15 protein-coding genes are annotated in these 16,445 nt (G+C 66.9%); 6 read left to right on the forward strand and 9 right to left on the reverse strand.

Annotated features, from left to right (window positions below; genetic code table 11):
- Positions 1-273: 273 nt before the first annotated feature.
- The 4 genes from E1165_RS11805 to E1165_RS11820 are packed head-to-tail and all read left to right on the forward strand — an operon-like array spanning position 274 to position 3,624.
- Positions 274-747, forward strand: a complete 474-nt coding sequence (locus tag E1165_RS11805) for a hypothetical protein (protein ID WP_132390705.1) — start codon at positions 274-276, stop codon at positions 745-747.
- Positions 748-795: 48 nt separating this feature from the next.
- Complete coding sequence (locus E1165_RS11810) at positions 796-2,403, forward strand: succinic semialdehyde dehydrogenase (protein ID WP_132390707.1); 1,608 nt, start codon at positions 796-798, stop codon at positions 2,401-2,403.
- The gene (locus E1165_RS11815) at positions 2,400-2,975 is read left to right on the forward strand and encodes a TetR/AcrR family transcriptional regulator (protein WP_132390709.1); all 576 of its coding nucleotides are present in this window, start codon (positions 2,400-2,402) and stop codon (positions 2,973-2,975) included. The genes E1165_RS11810 and E1165_RS11815 overlap by 4 nt, the downstream gene beginning before the upstream one ends.
- A gap of 49 nt (positions 2,976-3,024) precedes the next feature.
- Positions 3,025-3,624 carry a hypothetical protein gene (locus tag E1165_RS11820; RefSeq protein WP_132390711.1) on the forward strand — a complete coding sequence of 200 codons (600 nt, stop codon included), beginning with the start codon at positions 3,025-3,027 and terminating at the stop codon, positions 3,622-3,624.
- A gap of 4 nt (positions 3,625-3,628) precedes the next feature.
- Here E1165_RS11820 and E1165_RS11825 read toward each other — a convergent pair whose 3' ends face one another.
- From E1165_RS11825 to E1165_RS11840, 4 genes are read right to left on the reverse strand one after another with little or no spacing between them, the layout of a single operon-like run.
- The gene (locus E1165_RS11825) at positions 3,629-4,048 is read right to left on the reverse strand and encodes an ASCH domain-containing protein (protein WP_243704720.1); all 420 of its coding nucleotides are present in this window, start codon (positions 4,046-4,048) and stop codon (positions 3,629-3,631) included.
- A 29-nt stretch (positions 4,049-4,077) separates the two neighbouring features.
- Positions 4,078-4,692, reverse strand: a complete 615-nt coding sequence (locus tag E1165_RS11830; protein WP_132390715.1) for a histidine phosphatase family protein — start codon at positions 4,690-4,692, stop codon at positions 4,078-4,080.
- A gap of 30 nt (positions 4,693-4,722) precedes the next feature.
- Positions 4,723-5,178: a VOC family protein gene (locus E1165_RS11835; protein WP_132390717.1), complete on the reverse strand. Its 456-nt coding sequence runs from the start codon at positions 5,176-5,178 to the stop codon at positions 4,723-4,725.
- 35 nt (positions 5,179-5,213) lie between these two features.
- A complete protein-coding gene (locus tag E1165_RS11840) occupies positions 5,214-5,615 on the reverse strand; it encodes a helix-turn-helix domain-containing protein (RefSeq protein WP_132390719.1) in 402 nt (133 codons plus the stop codon).
- 990 nt (positions 5,616-6,605) lie between these two features.
- Between E1165_RS11840 and E1165_RS11845 the strand changes: the two genes are divergently transcribed.
- Together E1165_RS11845 and E1165_RS11850 are read left to right on the forward strand one after the other, a co-directional pair.
- Positions 6,606-7,967: a DNA cytosine methyltransferase gene (locus tag E1165_RS11845; RefSeq protein WP_132390721.1), complete on the forward strand. Its 1,362-nt coding sequence runs from the start codon at positions 6,606-6,608 to the stop codon at positions 7,965-7,967.
- Positions 7,930-9,057 (forward strand): hypothetical protein, encoded by a 1,128-nt coding sequence (locus E1165_RS11850; protein WP_207916840.1) that lies wholly within the window; start codon positions 7,930-7,932, stop codon positions 9,055-9,057. The genes E1165_RS11845 and E1165_RS11850 overlap by 38 nt, the downstream gene beginning before the upstream one ends.
- Here E1165_RS11850 and E1165_RS11855 read toward each other — a convergent pair.
- The 5 genes from E1165_RS11855 to E1165_RS11875 form a co-directional block, all read right to left on the reverse strand.
- Positions 9,031-9,480 (reverse strand): very short patch repair endonuclease, encoded by a 450-nt coding sequence (locus tag E1165_RS11855; RefSeq protein WP_256370655.1) that lies wholly within the window; start codon positions 9,478-9,480, stop codon positions 9,031-9,033. The two genes, E1165_RS11850 and E1165_RS11855, sit on opposite strands and share 27 nt — an antisense overlap.
- Entirely contained in the window at positions 9,481-10,785 is a 1,305-nt protein-coding gene (locus E1165_RS11860) for a hypothetical protein (protein WP_132390725.1), read from the reverse strand. It lies immediately after the preceding gene.
- Positions 10,782-12,689 (reverse strand): ATP-binding protein, encoded by a 1,908-nt coding sequence (locus E1165_RS11865; protein WP_132390727.1) that lies wholly within the window; start codon positions 12,687-12,689, stop codon positions 10,782-10,784. Before E1165_RS11865 ends, E1165_RS11860 begins: the two co-directional genes overlap by 4 nt.
- A gap of 1,308 nt (positions 12,690-13,997) precedes the next feature.
- The gene (locus tag E1165_RS11870) at positions 13,998-14,543 is read right to left on the reverse strand and encodes a GNAT family N-acetyltransferase (RefSeq protein WP_132390729.1); all 546 of its coding nucleotides are present in this window, start codon (positions 14,541-14,543) and stop codon (positions 13,998-14,000) included.
- A 14-nt stretch (positions 14,544-14,557) separates the two neighbouring features.
- The gene (locus tag E1165_RS11875; RefSeq protein ID WP_132390731.1) at positions 14,558-15,868 is read right to left on the reverse strand and encodes a hypothetical protein; all 1,311 of its coding nucleotides are present in this window, start codon (positions 15,866-15,868) and stop codon (positions 14,558-14,560) included.
- Positions 15,869-16,445 lie beyond the last annotated feature (577 nt).

Here is a 16,445-nt window from a genome sequence, read left to right on the forward strand (position 1 = left end):
GGCCGGAGCGGGGGCGGTGGGTGCCGCCTGCGCTGTGGTGACGACGCAGGTCAGCATGCCGCCGGTTAGCAGCATTGCGCTAACGGCGGCGAGGGGTCTTCTCACGTGCCCTCCTGGCAGGGGATTCGGTGACGGGGGTAGTCACCGATGTAGATATAGCTATATATCTGGCAAAGCGGAAGAGGGAGAGCACTCGCCGACACCGACACTGGCCGAACGGGGGAGGGCGTCCTGCTGACGGAACCCGACGGCGACGGTGCGCGTCCGACCGGCATGAGATCATCCACCCTGGCCATTGTCAAGATCGTCGTGGCCGGGCTGCTGACCGGCTGCGCGGCGACCTCGACCGGCGACCTCCCCGCCACCGCCACCCCTGACGGCACGGCCAGCAGTTCCACCGGCACGGCCGACATCCGGGTCGTGCTGACCCGCTCCGGGGGCCTGGCGGGCCGCGACGACACGGTGACCGTCGGACCCGACGGGCGTTGGACGGCCACCGGCCGGGGTGGGGCCGTCCGGCAGGGGCAGCTCTCCCCCGCCGACCTCGATCGGCTCCGTGCGCTGGCGGACACCGCCACCACCGGTGCCGGCGGCACGAGCACCGAGGCCGCCGGCTGCGCGGACACCTTCCGGTACCGACTCACCGTCCCGGCGGGCAGCGTCGCGTGGACCGACTGCCCCGGCCCGCCGCCGCCGACCGCCGACACGATCGCGCACCTCCTGCTCACCGCCACCGGAACCAACTGACGCGCCACTGATCGCAACGCCACGTTGCGTTGACATATGCTGGCAGGCATGACTGCTTCCACGGCTTCCGCGGGCACGGAGATCACCGGCAACCCGGCCGGTGGAGGGCTACCACCGGCCCTGCCCGCGCGGGCCGCCGACCTGGTGACCCAGGTCCGAGGCACCGGGACGCCGTTCACCGCGCGGTCGCCACTGACCGACGAGCCGACGGCGCGCGTGCCGTCCAGCGGACCGGACGACATCGACGCCGCGTTCGCCGACGCGGCCGAGGCGCAGCGGACCTGGGCGGCCCTGCCCGTGGCCCGACGCGCCGCCGTGCTGCTGCGCCTGCACGACCTCGTCCTCGACCGGCAGGCCGAAGGACTGGACCTGATCCAGCTCGAATCGGGCAAGGCCCGCCGGCACGCCGTCGAGGAGGTCCTCGACGTCGCCATCAACGCCCGGTACTACGCCCGTACCGCGGCGAAGCTGCTGCGCCCCCGGCGACGGGCCGGCGCGCTGCCGATCCTCACCCGCACCCGCGAGCTGCGTTTCCCCGTCGGCGTGGTCGGCGTCGTCTCGCCCTGGAACTACCCGCTCTCACTGGCCGCCGCCGAGGTGCTGCCGGCCCTGGTGGCCGGCAACGCGGTGGTGCACCGGCCCGACCCGGCCACCATGCTCACCGCCCTCTGGGTACGCGACCTGGCCCTGGCCGCCGGGCTGCCGCCCGCGCTGTGGCAGGTCGTCGCCGGAGCGGGCGCCGAGGTCGGCCCGCTGCTCGTCGCGCGTGCCGACATGATCTGCTTCACCGGCTCCACCCGGGTCGGCCGCGAGGTGGCCGCCCAGGCCGCCCGCCGGCTGATCCCCACCTCGCTGGAACTGGGCGGCAAGAACCCGCTGCTCGTGCTCGACGACGTCGACCTGGACCGGGCGGTGGAGGCGGCGATCCGTGCCTGCTTCGCCAGCGCCGGGCAGCTCTGCGTGTCGATCGAACGGATCTACGTCGCCGACCGGCTGCACGACGAGTTCCTGCGCCGGTTCGTGGCGCGTACCGGCACGCTGCGGCTGGGCATCGGCGGCGACTTCGACGCCGACCTCGGCTCGCTCGCCTCGGCCCGGCAACTCGACACGGTCACCGCGCACGTCGCGGACGCCGTCACGCAGGGCGCCACCCTGCACACCGGCGGCCGGCACCGCCCCGACGTCGGGCCGTACGTCTTCGAACCGACCGTGCTCACCGGCGTCACGCCGGGGATGCGCATGTACGCGGAGGAGACCTTCGGCCCCGTGGTCGGGGTGTACCGGTTCAGCACCGACGACGAGGCGGTCGCCCTGGCCAACGACACCACGTACGGCCTGAACGCCAGCGTGCTCAGCGGCTCCGGCGCGCGCGGCGAGACGGTCGCCGCGCGGATCGACGCCGGCGCGGTGAACGTCGACGACGGCTACTCCGCCGTCTGGGGCAGCATCGACGCCCCGATGGGCGGCTGGAAGGACTCCGGGCTGGGCGGCCGGCACGGCGCCGACGGGCTGCTCCGGTTCACCCGGGTCAAGACCGTCGCCCGGCAGCGAGGACTGGACCTCGCGCCGCCGTACCACCGGCCGGGCGACCAGACCGCGGCCTGGGCCCGCCGGATGACCCTGGCGCTGCGTCTGCTGCGCCGTACCGGACGATGACCGCCACCGCCGGGCGGACGGCGCGCGGGCCACGGGGCGCCGCCGCCATCCACGCCGCCGTGCTCGACCTGCTGGCCGCCGAGGGGTACGCCGGGTTGACCATCGAGGGGGTGGCCCGGCGCTCCGGGGTCAACAAGACCACGGTATACCGCTGGTGGCCGTCCAAGCCGGCGCTGGTCGCGGCGACGTTCCGGCACGCCGTGGCCCGGGAGCTACCGGTGCCGGACACCGGCACGCTCCGCGGCGACCTGGTCGCCCTGGTGCGGTCGAAGGCGGCGTTCCTCGGCGAGGGGCCGGGACGGCTCGCCGCCGACGTGCTCGCCCACACCGGCGCCGACCCGGAACTGGCCCGGCTCGCCGGCGAAGTGTTGGGCCAGCACAGCACGCACGTCGCCGAGGTGACCGGCCGGGCCCGCGCCCGAGGCGAGCTGGCCGGCGCGGTGGACGACCTCCTCCTGGCCGACCTGCTGCTCGGCCCGGTCTGGCTGCGGGCGGTGGTGACCCACCGTCCGCTCTCCGCCGAGGACGCCGAGGCGCTGGTCGACGCGGTGCTGCCCGGGTTGGACGGCTGATCGCCACCTTCGCCGGGTAACGTTCCGCTCCGATCCGTCGAGGAGCACCATGCCGAAGAGACGTCCCACCGGCCCGTGCCGGCCCGTTGCCCTGCTCGCCGCGCTGGTGGCCACCGGCGCCGTGACGTTCACCTCGGGCTGCGCCCGGGTGGGGGACGAACGTGCGGCGACACCGGCCCCGACGGCGACCGCTTCCCGGACGTTGACCCTGCCGGATACGGTGCTGGGTTTGCCCCCCTCGACCAGGCCGGAGTTGACCCGGGTCTCCCGGTCCTCCCTGAAGCGGCTGGGGGCGGAGGTCACCGACGTGACCAGCAGCATCGAGGGGGCGTACGCGGGCAGCGCACGGAACGCCGACGCGGTGGTGGTCAGCGGCGTCTCCGGCACGGTCACCGATCGGGAGGGCACCCTGACCCGGGTGCTGCGCCCGTACCCAATCACCACCTTCCGCACCGTCGAGTACGGCCGGTTCGACGGCGAGGCCCGGTGCGGCCGGGGACGCACCGGGGACAAGCACTACCTGACCGTCTGCGGCTGGGCGGACCCGGAGACCGCCGGCGTGATCGCCTTCATCTCCGCCCGCCGCCAACTCGAGCTCAACACCGAGTTCTTCGAGATCCGCGACCGTCTCGACGGCACCACCGGCTGAGGCGTCAGAGGCGTTCGACCACGCGGAAGCGTTCCAGCACCGCACGGGTGTCGTCGTCCACGGTGAACTCCGGGTCGCCCAGCCAGGCCCGGTAGTCCGGACCGTGCCAGTACGCCTCGTGCCCGGCCCGCCAGGCGGCCACCGAGGCGTACCCCTCGCCCTCGTCCCGGGCGTGGTCGAGGTCGACATCGCCGAGCCGGACGACCCGCACCCCGGTCACCTCGATCACCGCCACCGGACGGTCGACCGAGTCGACCACCACCGAGCGGGCACCGACCTCCGGCGGCGGCTCACCGTCGAGCTCGTAGTCCTGGAGCAGGCCGGTGGTGGAGGTCTTGGCCCCGGAGAGCACCGCCGCCACCAGCTGATCACGCAGCGGCCCGGGGAAGGCGAACTCACACCGGGGCAGGTCAGATGACGTCACCGGCCGACGGTAGCCGGATCGGTCGCCGCTCATATCCGGTAGTCGGCGGGCAGGCCGGTCCCCCGCAGCTCCGGCGGCAGGTGAGCGACGTCGTTGAAAGCGATCAGGCTGGGCGGCCCCGCCGAGCGGTAACGGATCACCGTCAGCCCCGCATTGTGGGCGTTGAGCCCGAGCCAGCGCCGCTCCGGCGCGTCCAGGGCGTGCCGGACCAGCCAGGCGATCAGGAAGGAGTGGGTGACCACCAGTTCGCGTACCTCACCGTCGGCCGGTGCGGTGGCGAACCGGGCCACGGCCGCCGCCGTCAGCCGTGGCCCGTCGAGCCGCTCGGCCGCCGAGTAGCCGGCCAGCAGGTCCGCGTACGACGGCGGCAGGCCGGCCGGGTCGGTGTCGTGCGGAAGATGGTCGCCGGCCAGTTCGGACTCGTACACCGGAATGCCGGGCAGCGATCCGGCGACCAACTCGGCGGTCTCCGTAGCCCGCGGCAGGGGGCCGTGGTGGACGGCGCGCAACGGCAGGCCGTGCAACCGTTCGCCGAGCAGGACCGCCTGCCGCCGGCCGCGCGCGGTGAGCCCGGCCTGCGGCGCCTCCGCCTCCGCGCGCTCCTGTTCACCGTGCCGGACCAGATAGAGCAGGCGGACGCCCATGGTCACCTCACCGGGTCGGGAGGCGCGATGCTACCCGCACCCGATCTGGTCCGTCCCCTGCGAGTTCGAGTCCCGGGGGAACATCTGGCCGATACGGATCTTGTTGCCGAACGGGTCGCGGATGCCGAAGTCGATCCCGTACGACCGCTCGGTCGGCTCGTCGGTGATCTCCACGCCCCTGCCGACCAGTTCCTCGTACGTCTTGTACGCGTCGTCGGTGGTCATGAAGAGGTAGCCGCCCAGCGCCCCCTTGGTGAGCAGCTCACGGACCTGCTCGGCGGTGGCCGGGTCCAGGGCCGGCGGGCCCGGCTTCTCCAGCAGGATCTCCCGCTCCGGGTCGCCGGGCAGGTTGACCGTCAGCCAGCGCATGAAGCCGAGATCGGCGTCGGTGTTGACCTCCATGCCAAGCTTGCCGACGTAGAAGTCGAGCGCCTCGTCCTGGTCGAGGACGTAGATCTGGGACCGGCTGATCGCGTTCATCGTCATGCCGAAGACGCTACGGGCCGGCCCTGAGCTGCTGCTTATCCAAAACTGCTGGGTCTGGTCCACGCCTTGGTGAAGCAGCTCGGCACGCCCGGGGTGGGCCGCCGGGCGCGGCGGAACTCGGTTGGCGACTGGCCCACGATCTGCCGGAACGTGCGGCTGAACGTGCCGAGGCTGCCGAACCCGACCGCGTAGCAGATGTCGGTGACGTCCCGGTTGCTCTCCATCAGCAGCGACATCGCCCGTTCCACCCGGCGGCGTTGCAGGTAGCGGTGCGGGGTCTCGCCGAAGGTGGCCCGGAAGGTACGGATGAAGTGGGCCTCGGAGACCAGGGCGACACGGGCCAGCGTCGGGATGTCCAGCGGCTCCGCGTACGCGCGGTCCATCGCGTCCCGGGCCCGCAGCATCGCCCGGTTGGACTCCTCCACAGCCCGGCTCATCGCGGCTCCGGTTCCGCCGCCCTGAGCACAATCGGGATCTGCCCGCCGATGACCACCACCACGCCGGGTGCCCCCTTTCACACACCCGGGCCGCGCCACCTGCGCCCGGCCGCACAAAGCGCCATCGTACGGAGGGATAGCCCTCGTCCGTTGCCCCTGCGGCCGACCGGCCGGGATCAGCCCGACGCACCGGCGAGCCGGTGGGCACGGCCGTCGGCGACGTGGTCGGCTCGGGCGACTGCGGCGTGGTCAGGCCGACACGATACAGATCAACGCCTGCGGCCGGGTGCCCGTCGGATCGATCGATGTAGTTGGAGCCCCCGGCCGGGATCGAACCGGCGACATCTCGCTTACAAGCTCTGTGCATCTCGTCCGCACACGTCCGGGATCGGCTGCACACTCGGAGCTTGGTCCGCGCCAGCGCGCGCCAGACTGCTGCCGTCCGGCGTCGTTGCTGTCAGCGTTGCTGTCGACAGCCGCCGTTCCGCCGACGGCCCACGCCAACTCACGTCGGGGGGATGCGGACATAACTTGCTGGCGGCTGTCATCTGCTAGCAGCCCGCGTTGGCGAGCACGTGGCGGGCAGTGCTGGTTGACGTCCGGTTCCGACAGGCGCCAAGCCTTGCGCTGTCTTCTGGCTGCCTCGCTGCCTGATGCTCCCTTACTTGCTCTGGAGGCCGCCTCCGCACGTGTCTGGCACCGGCCGCACACCTCGGGATCTTGCCCATGCCGGCCCACGTCAGCGTGCCTCCGTCCGGCGGGGTTGCTTTCGGCGCTCCTCCGACAACCCGGCCCGCATCCACCAGCGTCCGACAGCAGCGACGCGCAGGTGGGGGCCGCCAACACTTGCGGGCCCGGACGGCTGGCAGCCCGGGGTCTGTATGGACGCAACGGCGCGGCGTGCCTACCGACACTCGAACAGGCTTTCGAACATGATCGGGGCCAAGCCTCTATGCTGGCCGCTGCACCAACTGAGGGGATGGAAGCGAGATGACTGCCACGGCTGCCGAGCCGCTTTTTCACTTACCCGCCGCCATCCCGGGCCCCCGCGACGGCCAGGACGAGAGTCGTCCGCTCAAGGTCATCGACCTTTTCGCTGGCGCCGGCGGCCTCTCGGAGGGCTTCAGGCAGGCGGGCTTCGACGTTGTTGCAGGCTCGGACGTCGACCCAGACGCGGTTGCCACCTACAAGCTGAACTTCCCAGAGGCTACGCCGCTGTCTGGCGACATCCGCGAAGGCAGCGTTAAGCGGGATGTGTTGAGCGTGGGCCGGGGCGTGGACGTCGTCGTCGGTGGACCCCCGTGCCAGGCGTTCTCGCAAGTCCGCAACCATTCTCGCATTATCGATGACCCACGAAACTCGCTTTATCGGGAGTTTGTTGCATCGGTTGCTGACATAGCTCCGGCAGCATTTGTAATGGAGAACGTTCCCGGCATGGCGCAAATGGGTGTGCTCGAACAAGTTGTCGAGGACCTCAGCCTCGGCGGCACGTATACCGTAGAGCCGCAGGTCTTGGACGCCGCCGACTTCGGAGTACCACAAACGAGAAAGCGCATCGTGTTCCTCGGGGTGCGCACCGCCCTCAAGACAGCTCCCGTAAGGCTTACCGGCACCAACGCTACCGAGGTGCTGGGTCTCATCCGGCAGGGCAAGGGCCAATACGAGGTTGATGGGCGTGGCGGTGACGCCGAAAAATATCTTGAGCGTTTGGCAGACCCCCAGGACGCGAGGATTGTGACAGCAGCCCAGGCAATCTCTGACCTTGAAGACCTAGAGGCTGGCAGACGGCTAGACGACATAGCCACCGGAGAGCTGCCTCGCGCAAAGGGGGCCTATCAGCGGCTGATGCGACAGGGCCGAGGACCCACCGTAAGAAACGTAAGTGTCCCTCGCATTAACCGCGACACCGTCACCCGGCTGCTGGCCATCCCGGCGGGCGGCAATCACAGAGACCTCTCCGAGGAGCTTCTTGCCCGCTACATCAGCGGAGACAAGTGGGGTCCAAGCACCGACAGTGGACGCTTGGGCCGCTCTCACTTCTACGCCTACCGCCGTCTACACCCCGCCATCTGGGCTTGGACGTTGAACACGAAGGCTGACTCGGCCTACCACTATCGGGCCGCGCGGGCGCTAAGCGTCCGAGAGTTCGCCCGCCTTCAGTCCTTCCCCGATCGCTTCGTCTTCACAACGGACGAACGCCGTGGCAACATACCGGGGCGCATCGATGGCGGCGCCACCCACTCCCGTTACCGCCAGGTGGGAAATGCGGTGCCGCCTCTTCTTGCGGCAGCCATCGCACGGGAGGTCGCCACCCTTGTCAGAACCGCACGGCGCCGAGCCGCTCTCGGATGACCATGGTCTGATTGAAGTCAACCCGCTGGAGAGCACCAAGCTCGCCAACCGCGCTTTTGGAGAGGAGAACCGAGCGCGGCTCCTCGCCGACTACTTCTCAGAAGTCGGCGATGTAGGGCCTGAAACCGCGTGGATGCATGTCTACAAACTCCTCTTGTCGATTGACCGGACCATTGGGTTGGCCCACTGCTACGAGAGCGATAAGTGCCAGCCAGGGCGACCGTGGTACGCCCGATCCCTGGCTTTTCACGATTGGGTATCTGGCGCCTTAGGCGTTGCGCCCAGTGAGCTCGGTACCGAGATCGACTGGCTCTTTAAGAGAGCGAGCGCGGACTTGGCGAGCTACGCTCTTCGGGCTGGACACTCTGAGAAGGTGCGCCAGCAACGGAGGCCCTATCAGGGCCGAGCCTTTCCCGAGCCCGGCGATGACCCAGAACTAATGTCCATAGTCCTCGACGGTCTGAGGCCTTGGCTGAACTCGATGCCGCCAGCCACCGCTCAACGCGTGCTTGCGGAACGCATCATGGCGTACCTCACGCACGAGAACAAGCGCAAGAACCTGATCGGCGAGGGCTTCGAAGATACCTTGGCCGCTATATTAAGACGCGTGCCTGGCATTAGCGACGCCTACACGATCCACACTAGGGCGATGCTTCATAACTTGCCCGGCTTCCACCGCGGCCCCGTGAACGAGAAGCCTCGTCAAGTAGACCTCGCGCTGGTCCGAAAGTCCGACCAGCAGCGAACGCTAATCACCGCAAAGTGGAGCGTGCGAGCCGACCGAGAAGAGCAGTTCATGAGTGACTTCCGTGACTATGCTCGAGTGAACTTCGGCGGCGAGGCGTTCCGCTACGTACTCGTCACGAACGAGTTCGATGCAGCACGCCTGGTGCGGGCATGCGACCGGAGAGCCGAGAACAGTTTGCTACTCACGGACGTCGTGCACGTCAACCCTAATGGGCCTAAGGTAGCTTACGCTGACGTAAGCCCGGCATCGAAGAACAAGTGCGTTGACATGCGTCGGCACATCGAGAGCCGACGCCTTTCCTCTCTCGATGACTGGCTACAGCGCCTGGTCTCCGACCACTGACGGAGGGCTCCAGCCGGCGCGCTTAAGAGCCTCCAGCACCGAGTTTGTGACACGTTGGATGTCGTCCTTTACTTCGAAATCCCAGAAGCGTAGGACGGTCCAGTCAGCAGCGGCCAGCGATTCTGTAGCTATCCGGTCCCGCCTCTGAGTATTGGCTATCTTCATCTTCCAGTACTCAGAGGCGGTCTCCGGTTGAAAATGCTCAGGATGGCCGTGCCAGAAAGCGCCGTCTACGAAGATGGCGATCTTCCACCTCGTGAAAGCAATGTCCGGCTTGCCTGGAAGCAGTTTAGCGTGTAGGCGGTACCCTGTTGCACCTACCAGTCGCAGTGAGGCTCTGAGGGCAATCTCGGGCTTCGTATTCTTCGACCGAATGGCCGCCATGACCCGAGACCGCCCCTGCGTGGATAAGTGATCAGGCACTCAGCTAACTCCTGTCTCGGTTCGTACCCCGGCCGCCCTGCGTGCACTTACCTGCGACCCAAGTTGCGTCTCAGGAGCGTCCTCCGCTTCCGTATCCTCGATGAGCTTGCTGAAATCGCTGCTCAGGTATTCCTGCCTGTCATACCTCAGGTCGGCAAGAAGGTCTGCCATCTCAGCACGCATTGCGTCAAATAGAGCATCGTTAGATCGCAAAGCCTCGTCGGCGTCAACCACTCTACTCATCCTGCGAGCGTGCTGGGTAAGCTCCTCACACTCGTCTACGGGTCTTGGCTCCTGAAGCAGGCCCGCCGCATCGCGCACAGTCGGTTCTTGGGGCGTAACCCGGATGGCAAGGCTAAACATATTGGGCGCCAGCAGGTATCTGTTGACTCGATAATTCATGACGCTAACAACCCTAAAGCGGGAACTCCGGATCCCCCGGCCCACACTACATAGCCAGCTTATAAAAGCGAGCACCAGAAGCTTCGAGTACCCGTCGTGGTCGCATTCGTCCAACTCTGGCAGACCGCTTCCTTCGCCTCTCTCAAAGATGTCCTGCGCTGCGGCCTCCGCACTCGCACACTCCTCCAACCGCTCCTTCAGGGCCCGCACTAGGTTCTCTGCGTTCGACTGCCCATGATTGCTTTGAGTATCTTTTCCGAAGGTTGCCGTGAACAGCAGAAGCCAAGGCTCTTCACGCTTCGCTTGAACTCGGAGCACGTTTTTGAGGGCTGGATAGATGGTATTATCTTGGCCCGCCGGCTCGTTGGTGGCGCTTCCGCAGAGATCCAAGTTGACAACGTCGAACGACATGCGGTTAGCCGTTGTGTAGGCCAGCGATCGGACATCTCCTAACTGCGAGAACTCATCGGGCATGACAAGGCTTTCGCGGTGCACGTTGCCACTTTTAGACAGCTCGTCTCGGCTGAGGTTGAGATAGGCGCTCTCGGCGCTTTCCCCTGTGGCCGTCCTGTCGAAGCCGAGATACCGCAACTTTAGCGCTCTCGCGGCACACTCCTCGGCGAACAGACGGACATCAAGCAAGTCGCTACCAGGTAAGCCGATGTAGCTCGCGTCCCTCCGATCACTATCCCGCCGGCACAGTTCGTTCAGAAGATCCGCGAAGGAACTGACCCACTGCTTCCGTCGGACATATTGCTTTCGCGGCCGATGCCAAGGCTTGAATTGGCGTGGAATCCCGCCGAAGGGCACGGGTCTTCCGTAGGCCGGGCCGAGGTCGTCCTTCTCCTCCTCAAACGGCAGGTCATGCTCAACGTACTCTTCATCGATTTCGTCGAAGCTCACGGTTCCGCCCTAAGAGCCGTGGCGATAGCGCCCATTAGGTCATTGATCTCGCTCGGCGATAGGTTCTCCAGCAGGTTGTATGCCGCAAGGATCTGCGCGATAGCTGCTACCGTCCGCCGATCTCGCTCCAAGGCGGTTGTGTCGCGCCGATCGCCAAGTACCGTCTCCGGTTGTAGTCGAATGCTGTCGACGGTTTCTTGTTGTCGTCGCAATGACGGATAGGTCCAAGTTACAGGCGGAGGATCGCTTGATTCGTTCTGGCGGCGCTGCCAAGTTGACCGGGTCAATCGGTCGAGTTCTGCGGCGACGCCAACTGCCGCCGCTACACGACTTTCGCGCCGCTTCTTGTTTGCGATTGCCTTCTGGGTGTTGATTACCCGACCGATGGCAGCATGAAGCCAATTGGTTATGCGGCGGGCATGCGGGTGAGCTTGGTTGAACGCCTCTCGGTCAATGTTTAGTGCCGCTTCGAAGCCTTGTGTGACGTAGATCTCGCATGTCAACTGCCTGAGTCGCGTGGTTTCGGCTATCCCGTAATGCAGGAAGGTGCTGTCGAACAGTGTTCCGCTGGAGCCATGCACTCGAATGAGCGCCCCGTTGTGTTCAATCGGTGCAACCTTCGGCGCCCACATTATATACGCAATAAATTCGAGTGACCCTCCACTACGCGCAGTGTCCGCGCCTCCAAAGTCCTCACACACCCGGTCCGCGAAAATCAGCGGCTGCTTTAGCGCATGGCTGGTTGAGGGAAGGTTTTCTACTCTGATCGGGCGCTGGAGCTCAAGGTTGTCGACAAAAACCCTGAAGGGTTGCGCACCTATTCCGATGTCGGCAGGCACGCCCAAATCTGCCGCTAGAGATTCTTCCGCCAGGAAGCGTGGGGGCTGGCGTCTGCTCGTCTGCAACACGTAGCGTTCAGCGTCTTCAGGCCCGACCATTAATGGGTGTGCGCCGACGTACGGAAGCGGTGCCGCTAGCGCAATTTCCCACACAGTTTGCAGGTATTTGTCGAACAAGTGTTGAATGGATGGATTACGAGCGCTACCTGTCCGCAGCTCATCCCAAACGGCGTCCACGAGAGATTTGAAGGCGGTAGCACCGTCATCGCCCTCCTTCCACGGCACTGATTCGACCGGCTGGCCCTGCTTACTTACAAGCTCCCCATGCTCAATGCGGCCGACGTGATACCGCGGTGGGCTCTCGCCATTTTGCACTCGGTACCAGCGATCAGCGTCGGACATGGTGCGCACGGTATGCGCTTGCAGGTGCGTTAATACGATGGTCGTGCCGCTTGCGTCGACATCTCGAGCAGGTACCCGCCAAATCGAAACTAGGCCCGCTTCGTAGGGCCCATTTTCAACGTCCGAAGCCTCATCTGAAAACGTGCGAAGCCGGACCATTGCGACGGTTCGCCATGGATCACCGGCCACCTTCGTGATAATTTGAAATGAATGTGTCAACTGCGACACGGAAAACAGGCCAATCCCGATCCGGCCGATGAGTCGCCGACCACCTGGACTCAGATAGACATTGTCGCCCTGAGTTACTCCCAGGCTTCCCCCGCTGGGCGACCGCTTGGCGCTCCCGCCAATATGCTCGATTACGTGCGCAACTACCTCTGGGCTCATGCCATTGCCGTTGTCCGTGATGGTTATCGCCGAGAAACGTGGCCGGTCCGTCTGAATTACAACCTCGGTTGCATCAGCATCGTAGGCGTTAGAGACCAGCTCCCTCAGCGCACTCGACGGTTCACGGTAAATGCCGTCCGTAACTCGGGCAAGGACTCGCTCATCAGTCGTAAGCTTGGCCTGGACCACGTCATGCTCGCCACGGCTGCTGGCTATCCGCTGGGCGAGTGTTTCCTCCACCACGCTAGAAGCACTACCCGATGCGACCTCAGTCATGACGGAATACTACCTGCGTAGGCACCCTCCGTAGCACGGTGCAAGCGCCCTTCAGACTTCTTTCCAAATTGACATAAATCCTGCCCGTGCGGGCTATCCATCCCGTATGCCGTCCACCGGCCCTGCTAGAGAAGCGGGCTTCCGCCCGCCACGTCAAGCGGACCCTGTCCTTAGGCTTCGGAGGCTGGCGGGTGGTGCGTTGGCCTGCTCGGCTTGCCCGGGTGGATGGGGAGGCGGGATGGCCCAGCCCAACCACCCATGGAATCCGCCCCGTTGACAGAGCCCCGGCCTTACTGGCGCCGGGGCACCTCCGCCAGAAGCGCAATGATCACAACCCCGTGACCGGTGCCAGTTCGCCACCGGCCGGCGGGCGCTCTCCTGCGCCGCGTGGGCTCGTGGCCGCGCGGCGCGGCCGGCTGCCGGCCCACCCTCCTCCGGTCAACGGGCCTGTCGGTCTGCGGCGTCCTCCGGGCTTACCACCGTCCGCGCCAACTGCTGGGCGTCAGGCATGTCGGCCGCAGAGCGGTAGCAGCCGGCGCGCGCCCATGCAGCGGCGCGTGCGGCCGATGCGGGCCGCCCTCAGGGAATACAGAAGCTACGAGCCTCAGCTCATCAAATACTCCGCTCCATGGAGCTGGCTATTCAGTGGCAAGCCGCGTAGCGGCGCGGCAGCGATCGCCCTGCCATCGGTATCCGCCACCCCGCTCGCGATCGTCACGGCATGTTTGACCGTAAGCCTGCCCATCCTGCCCCGCCGGCGTGCCGGCCGATGCCGGCCGGAGGCCGCCAGCAGGCCGAGTGCGCCGGGCGGGGCCGCGCATGCGCGGCCCTTGATCCTAATGAGATTGTTTCGGCAGTGGTGAGGAAGAGGTCGCTACCCCCGGTCAGCGACCACCCGACGAAGCCGTTCCACAGCCGCGAAGACTTGTTGTTCTGGGCCAGGCCGGCTTGGTCGCCACTCGGTTAGCACAGGTCGCACCGCTTCGGCGAGCACCGGGAGGCCGTCAGCGGTCTGCGGATTAGGAAGCACCTCAAGCTCCGCAATCGCGCTCACGGTTGTCTGGTAGCGGTGGACGTTCGTCGGAGTGTCTGGCCAGTCTGAGGCGTGCCGCCACTCCTGTACTCGGGCCAGGACTTCGGCTGCGGCAGCTCGGATCAGGTCCGCGCGTTCACCCGGGGTAAGTCTGGATCGAGGGTGTTGGCTGTTGGAGGGGTCTTGCGGCGGCGTGTCGGCGTCGCGCATGGCGGCGATCGTACCGGTCCCATGATCACCATGGCTCGGCCTTGCTGCCGCAGCACAGGAGGCGGTCAGCCTGCGGTGGTGTTCCGCTCCTGGCCGAGGATGGAGTAGAGCAGGGAGTCTCGCCAGGCGCCGTTGGTGAAGACGTGATCGCGTAGGCGACCTTCGTACTGCATGCCGAGCCGTTTGGCGACGGCGATCGAGGCGGCATTGTCGGGGCCGATGGCTGCGGTAATGCGGTGTAGCTTCAGCTCCTCGAAGCCGAAGTTGACGATGGTACGGGCAGCGTCGGTGGCGTAGCCGTGGCCCCAGTGGTCGGCGTTGATGGCGTACCCGAGTTTGGCGGCCTGGTGGCCGGTGAGTCCGAGTCGGGCAAACCCGATCATGCGGTCTGCGGCGTCTGCCACGGCTAGGTAGTACTCGGTGCGAGGGTCGAGCTGCGCCCGGGTCACGGCGCCTTCGATCATCGCGACGGTGCCGTCCTGGTCGCGGCTGTCGAATGAGAGCCACTGGGTCACCCGGTCGTCGCCGACGATCGCCAAGGCGTCGGTCGCGTCATCGGGTCGCATTTCGCGGAGGGTGATGACGCGGCCGGGGATGGTGATCGGGTACATGCGCTGATGGTGCCTTATCGAGGGAGGGCGTTGGCGGGGGTGTGGGTGAAGTGTTCGATGCCGTCGATGAGGTCGCGGGCGTCGTTGGCGTGGCCGGCGCGGGTAATGGCTTGGTGGACGCGTCGGACAGAGTGAACGATTCCGTTGATGCGCTGGTCGGCGGGGAGGTCGAGTACGGGGGCGAGGGCGTCTTCGGCGGCGTCGAGTTCGCCGTTGGCGACGCGGGCGATGGCGAGGTTGGTGTGTGAGCCGGCTTGGTCGCCGAAGGCCCATGCGGGGTCGTAGCGGTCGGAGTATGCCTGGACGGCTTGCAGGGCGTAGCGCTCGGTGGTGGCGGCTTCGTCGGGGAGCCAGGCGAGGGCGTCGCTGGCGTAGTAGAGGGTGCGGGGCTGGTTGAAGGTGCAGATGCCGCCCATTTCGTCCATCTCGTCGGGCCGTACCCGGGACCAGGCGTCTTCGGCCTCGTGGATGGCGGCTTTGGCCTGGTCGGCGTTGCCGAGTGCGGCGTAGGCGCGGGCGGCGCTGGCGGGAAGCCAGACGGCGGAGGTGCCGCCGGCTTGGGTGGCGTACTCGCGTCCGGCTTCGGCGTAGCGGACGGCTTCGGCGTACCGGCCGGCCCAGTAGGCGACGAGGGATTGCAGGCCGCGGAGCCAGGCCTGCAGGCCGGGGTGGGCGGCCTGGTCGGCGCAGAGCACGGCGGTCCGGGCTTGCAGCATGGCGGAGTGCGGGTCGGCCATGTCGTGGGAGACCTTGGCGAGTAGGCCGCTAGTGATGCCGGCGAGGAAGTGAAGGTCCCGTGACTGTGCTGGTTGTTGGCGGCGTTCGAGCAGGGTGAACAGGGTGTCTTGGGTCTCGACCAGGTCCGGCAGGATCTGGCTGATCGGGCGTTGCGGGTAGGCCAGGGCGAGGCGCTGTACGTCCTCGGTGAGCTGGTCGATGGCTGCCGGTGAGGTGGACTCGGCGGCGAGCATGGCGTAGTGGCGGGCGCGTTGTGCGGCCATGGCGAGGAGGTTCCTTTCCGGGCCGGCGCCGAAGGGCTCGACAATGAGCTGTCGGCCCGGCGCAGGGGTCAACTGGTGGGGTGCCCAGGGACGCTGCAACTCATCGACGGTCTTGCCGAACATGGCCTGCAACGCACGCCGCGTGGCGGGGGTCGATGAGGTCAAGTCCCGTTCACCGCGTGCCAGCCGGCCGAGGTGCCGAGCGCTGATCGCCGCGCGGGGGTCCATGCGGCTGAACTCGTCGGCCAGTTCCTCGTACGTACGGTCGCTCTGCTGGATCAGGTACTCCAGCACGGTGCGAGGTTCGCGGCGGTCTCGGGCCATCGTCGATGCCTTCCTGATGGGCTATCTCCACGCTCGCCTGTCGGAGGTCCTGAACTCAACGCAGGTCCTCATGGTGTCCGCTCGATGTCCGCCAGAGGTGCTGATTCGGTCCTCGATCGGTCTCCGCCACCGGGTGTTCTATCTCCACCATGGACGTCTCACCTACCGCAATTGTGCATGTACTGGCCGCTGACGTGCATGCGCCGGCCGGGCATCGGCGCGGACGGTCTCGTGCCGGTGCGGTCGTGACCGTGGCGTCGGACGGTGTTCGTGTCCTGCGGTGCGTCGATGGGGTACGGCCGAGCCGCGGCCCTCATCGGGGTTCGCCAGCTGTGGTCGCCTGCTCCGGGTGTGAGGGGCGGGGCTGGAAGATTGCCAGCCCTCGGCGCTCGCTCCGGGCGCCGAGCGACCCGACCCGCCTGCAACGGCGGGACTGCCCAGACTGCGCTGGCACCGGTAGGCAGCCGCGACCGGTGACGATCCTCCCGGTCGGGGTCGCGTCCTGAGCAGGGCACCGGGGCAGGTGCCGGCAGGCGAATCGCGGTGTCGGCCGTGACCAGAGCCCGCCTGCCTCGGT

The organism is Micromonospora sp. KC723, from assembly GCF_004348595.1.
GTDB lineage: Bacteria > Actinomycetota > Actinomycetes > Mycobacteriales > Micromonosporaceae > Micromonospora.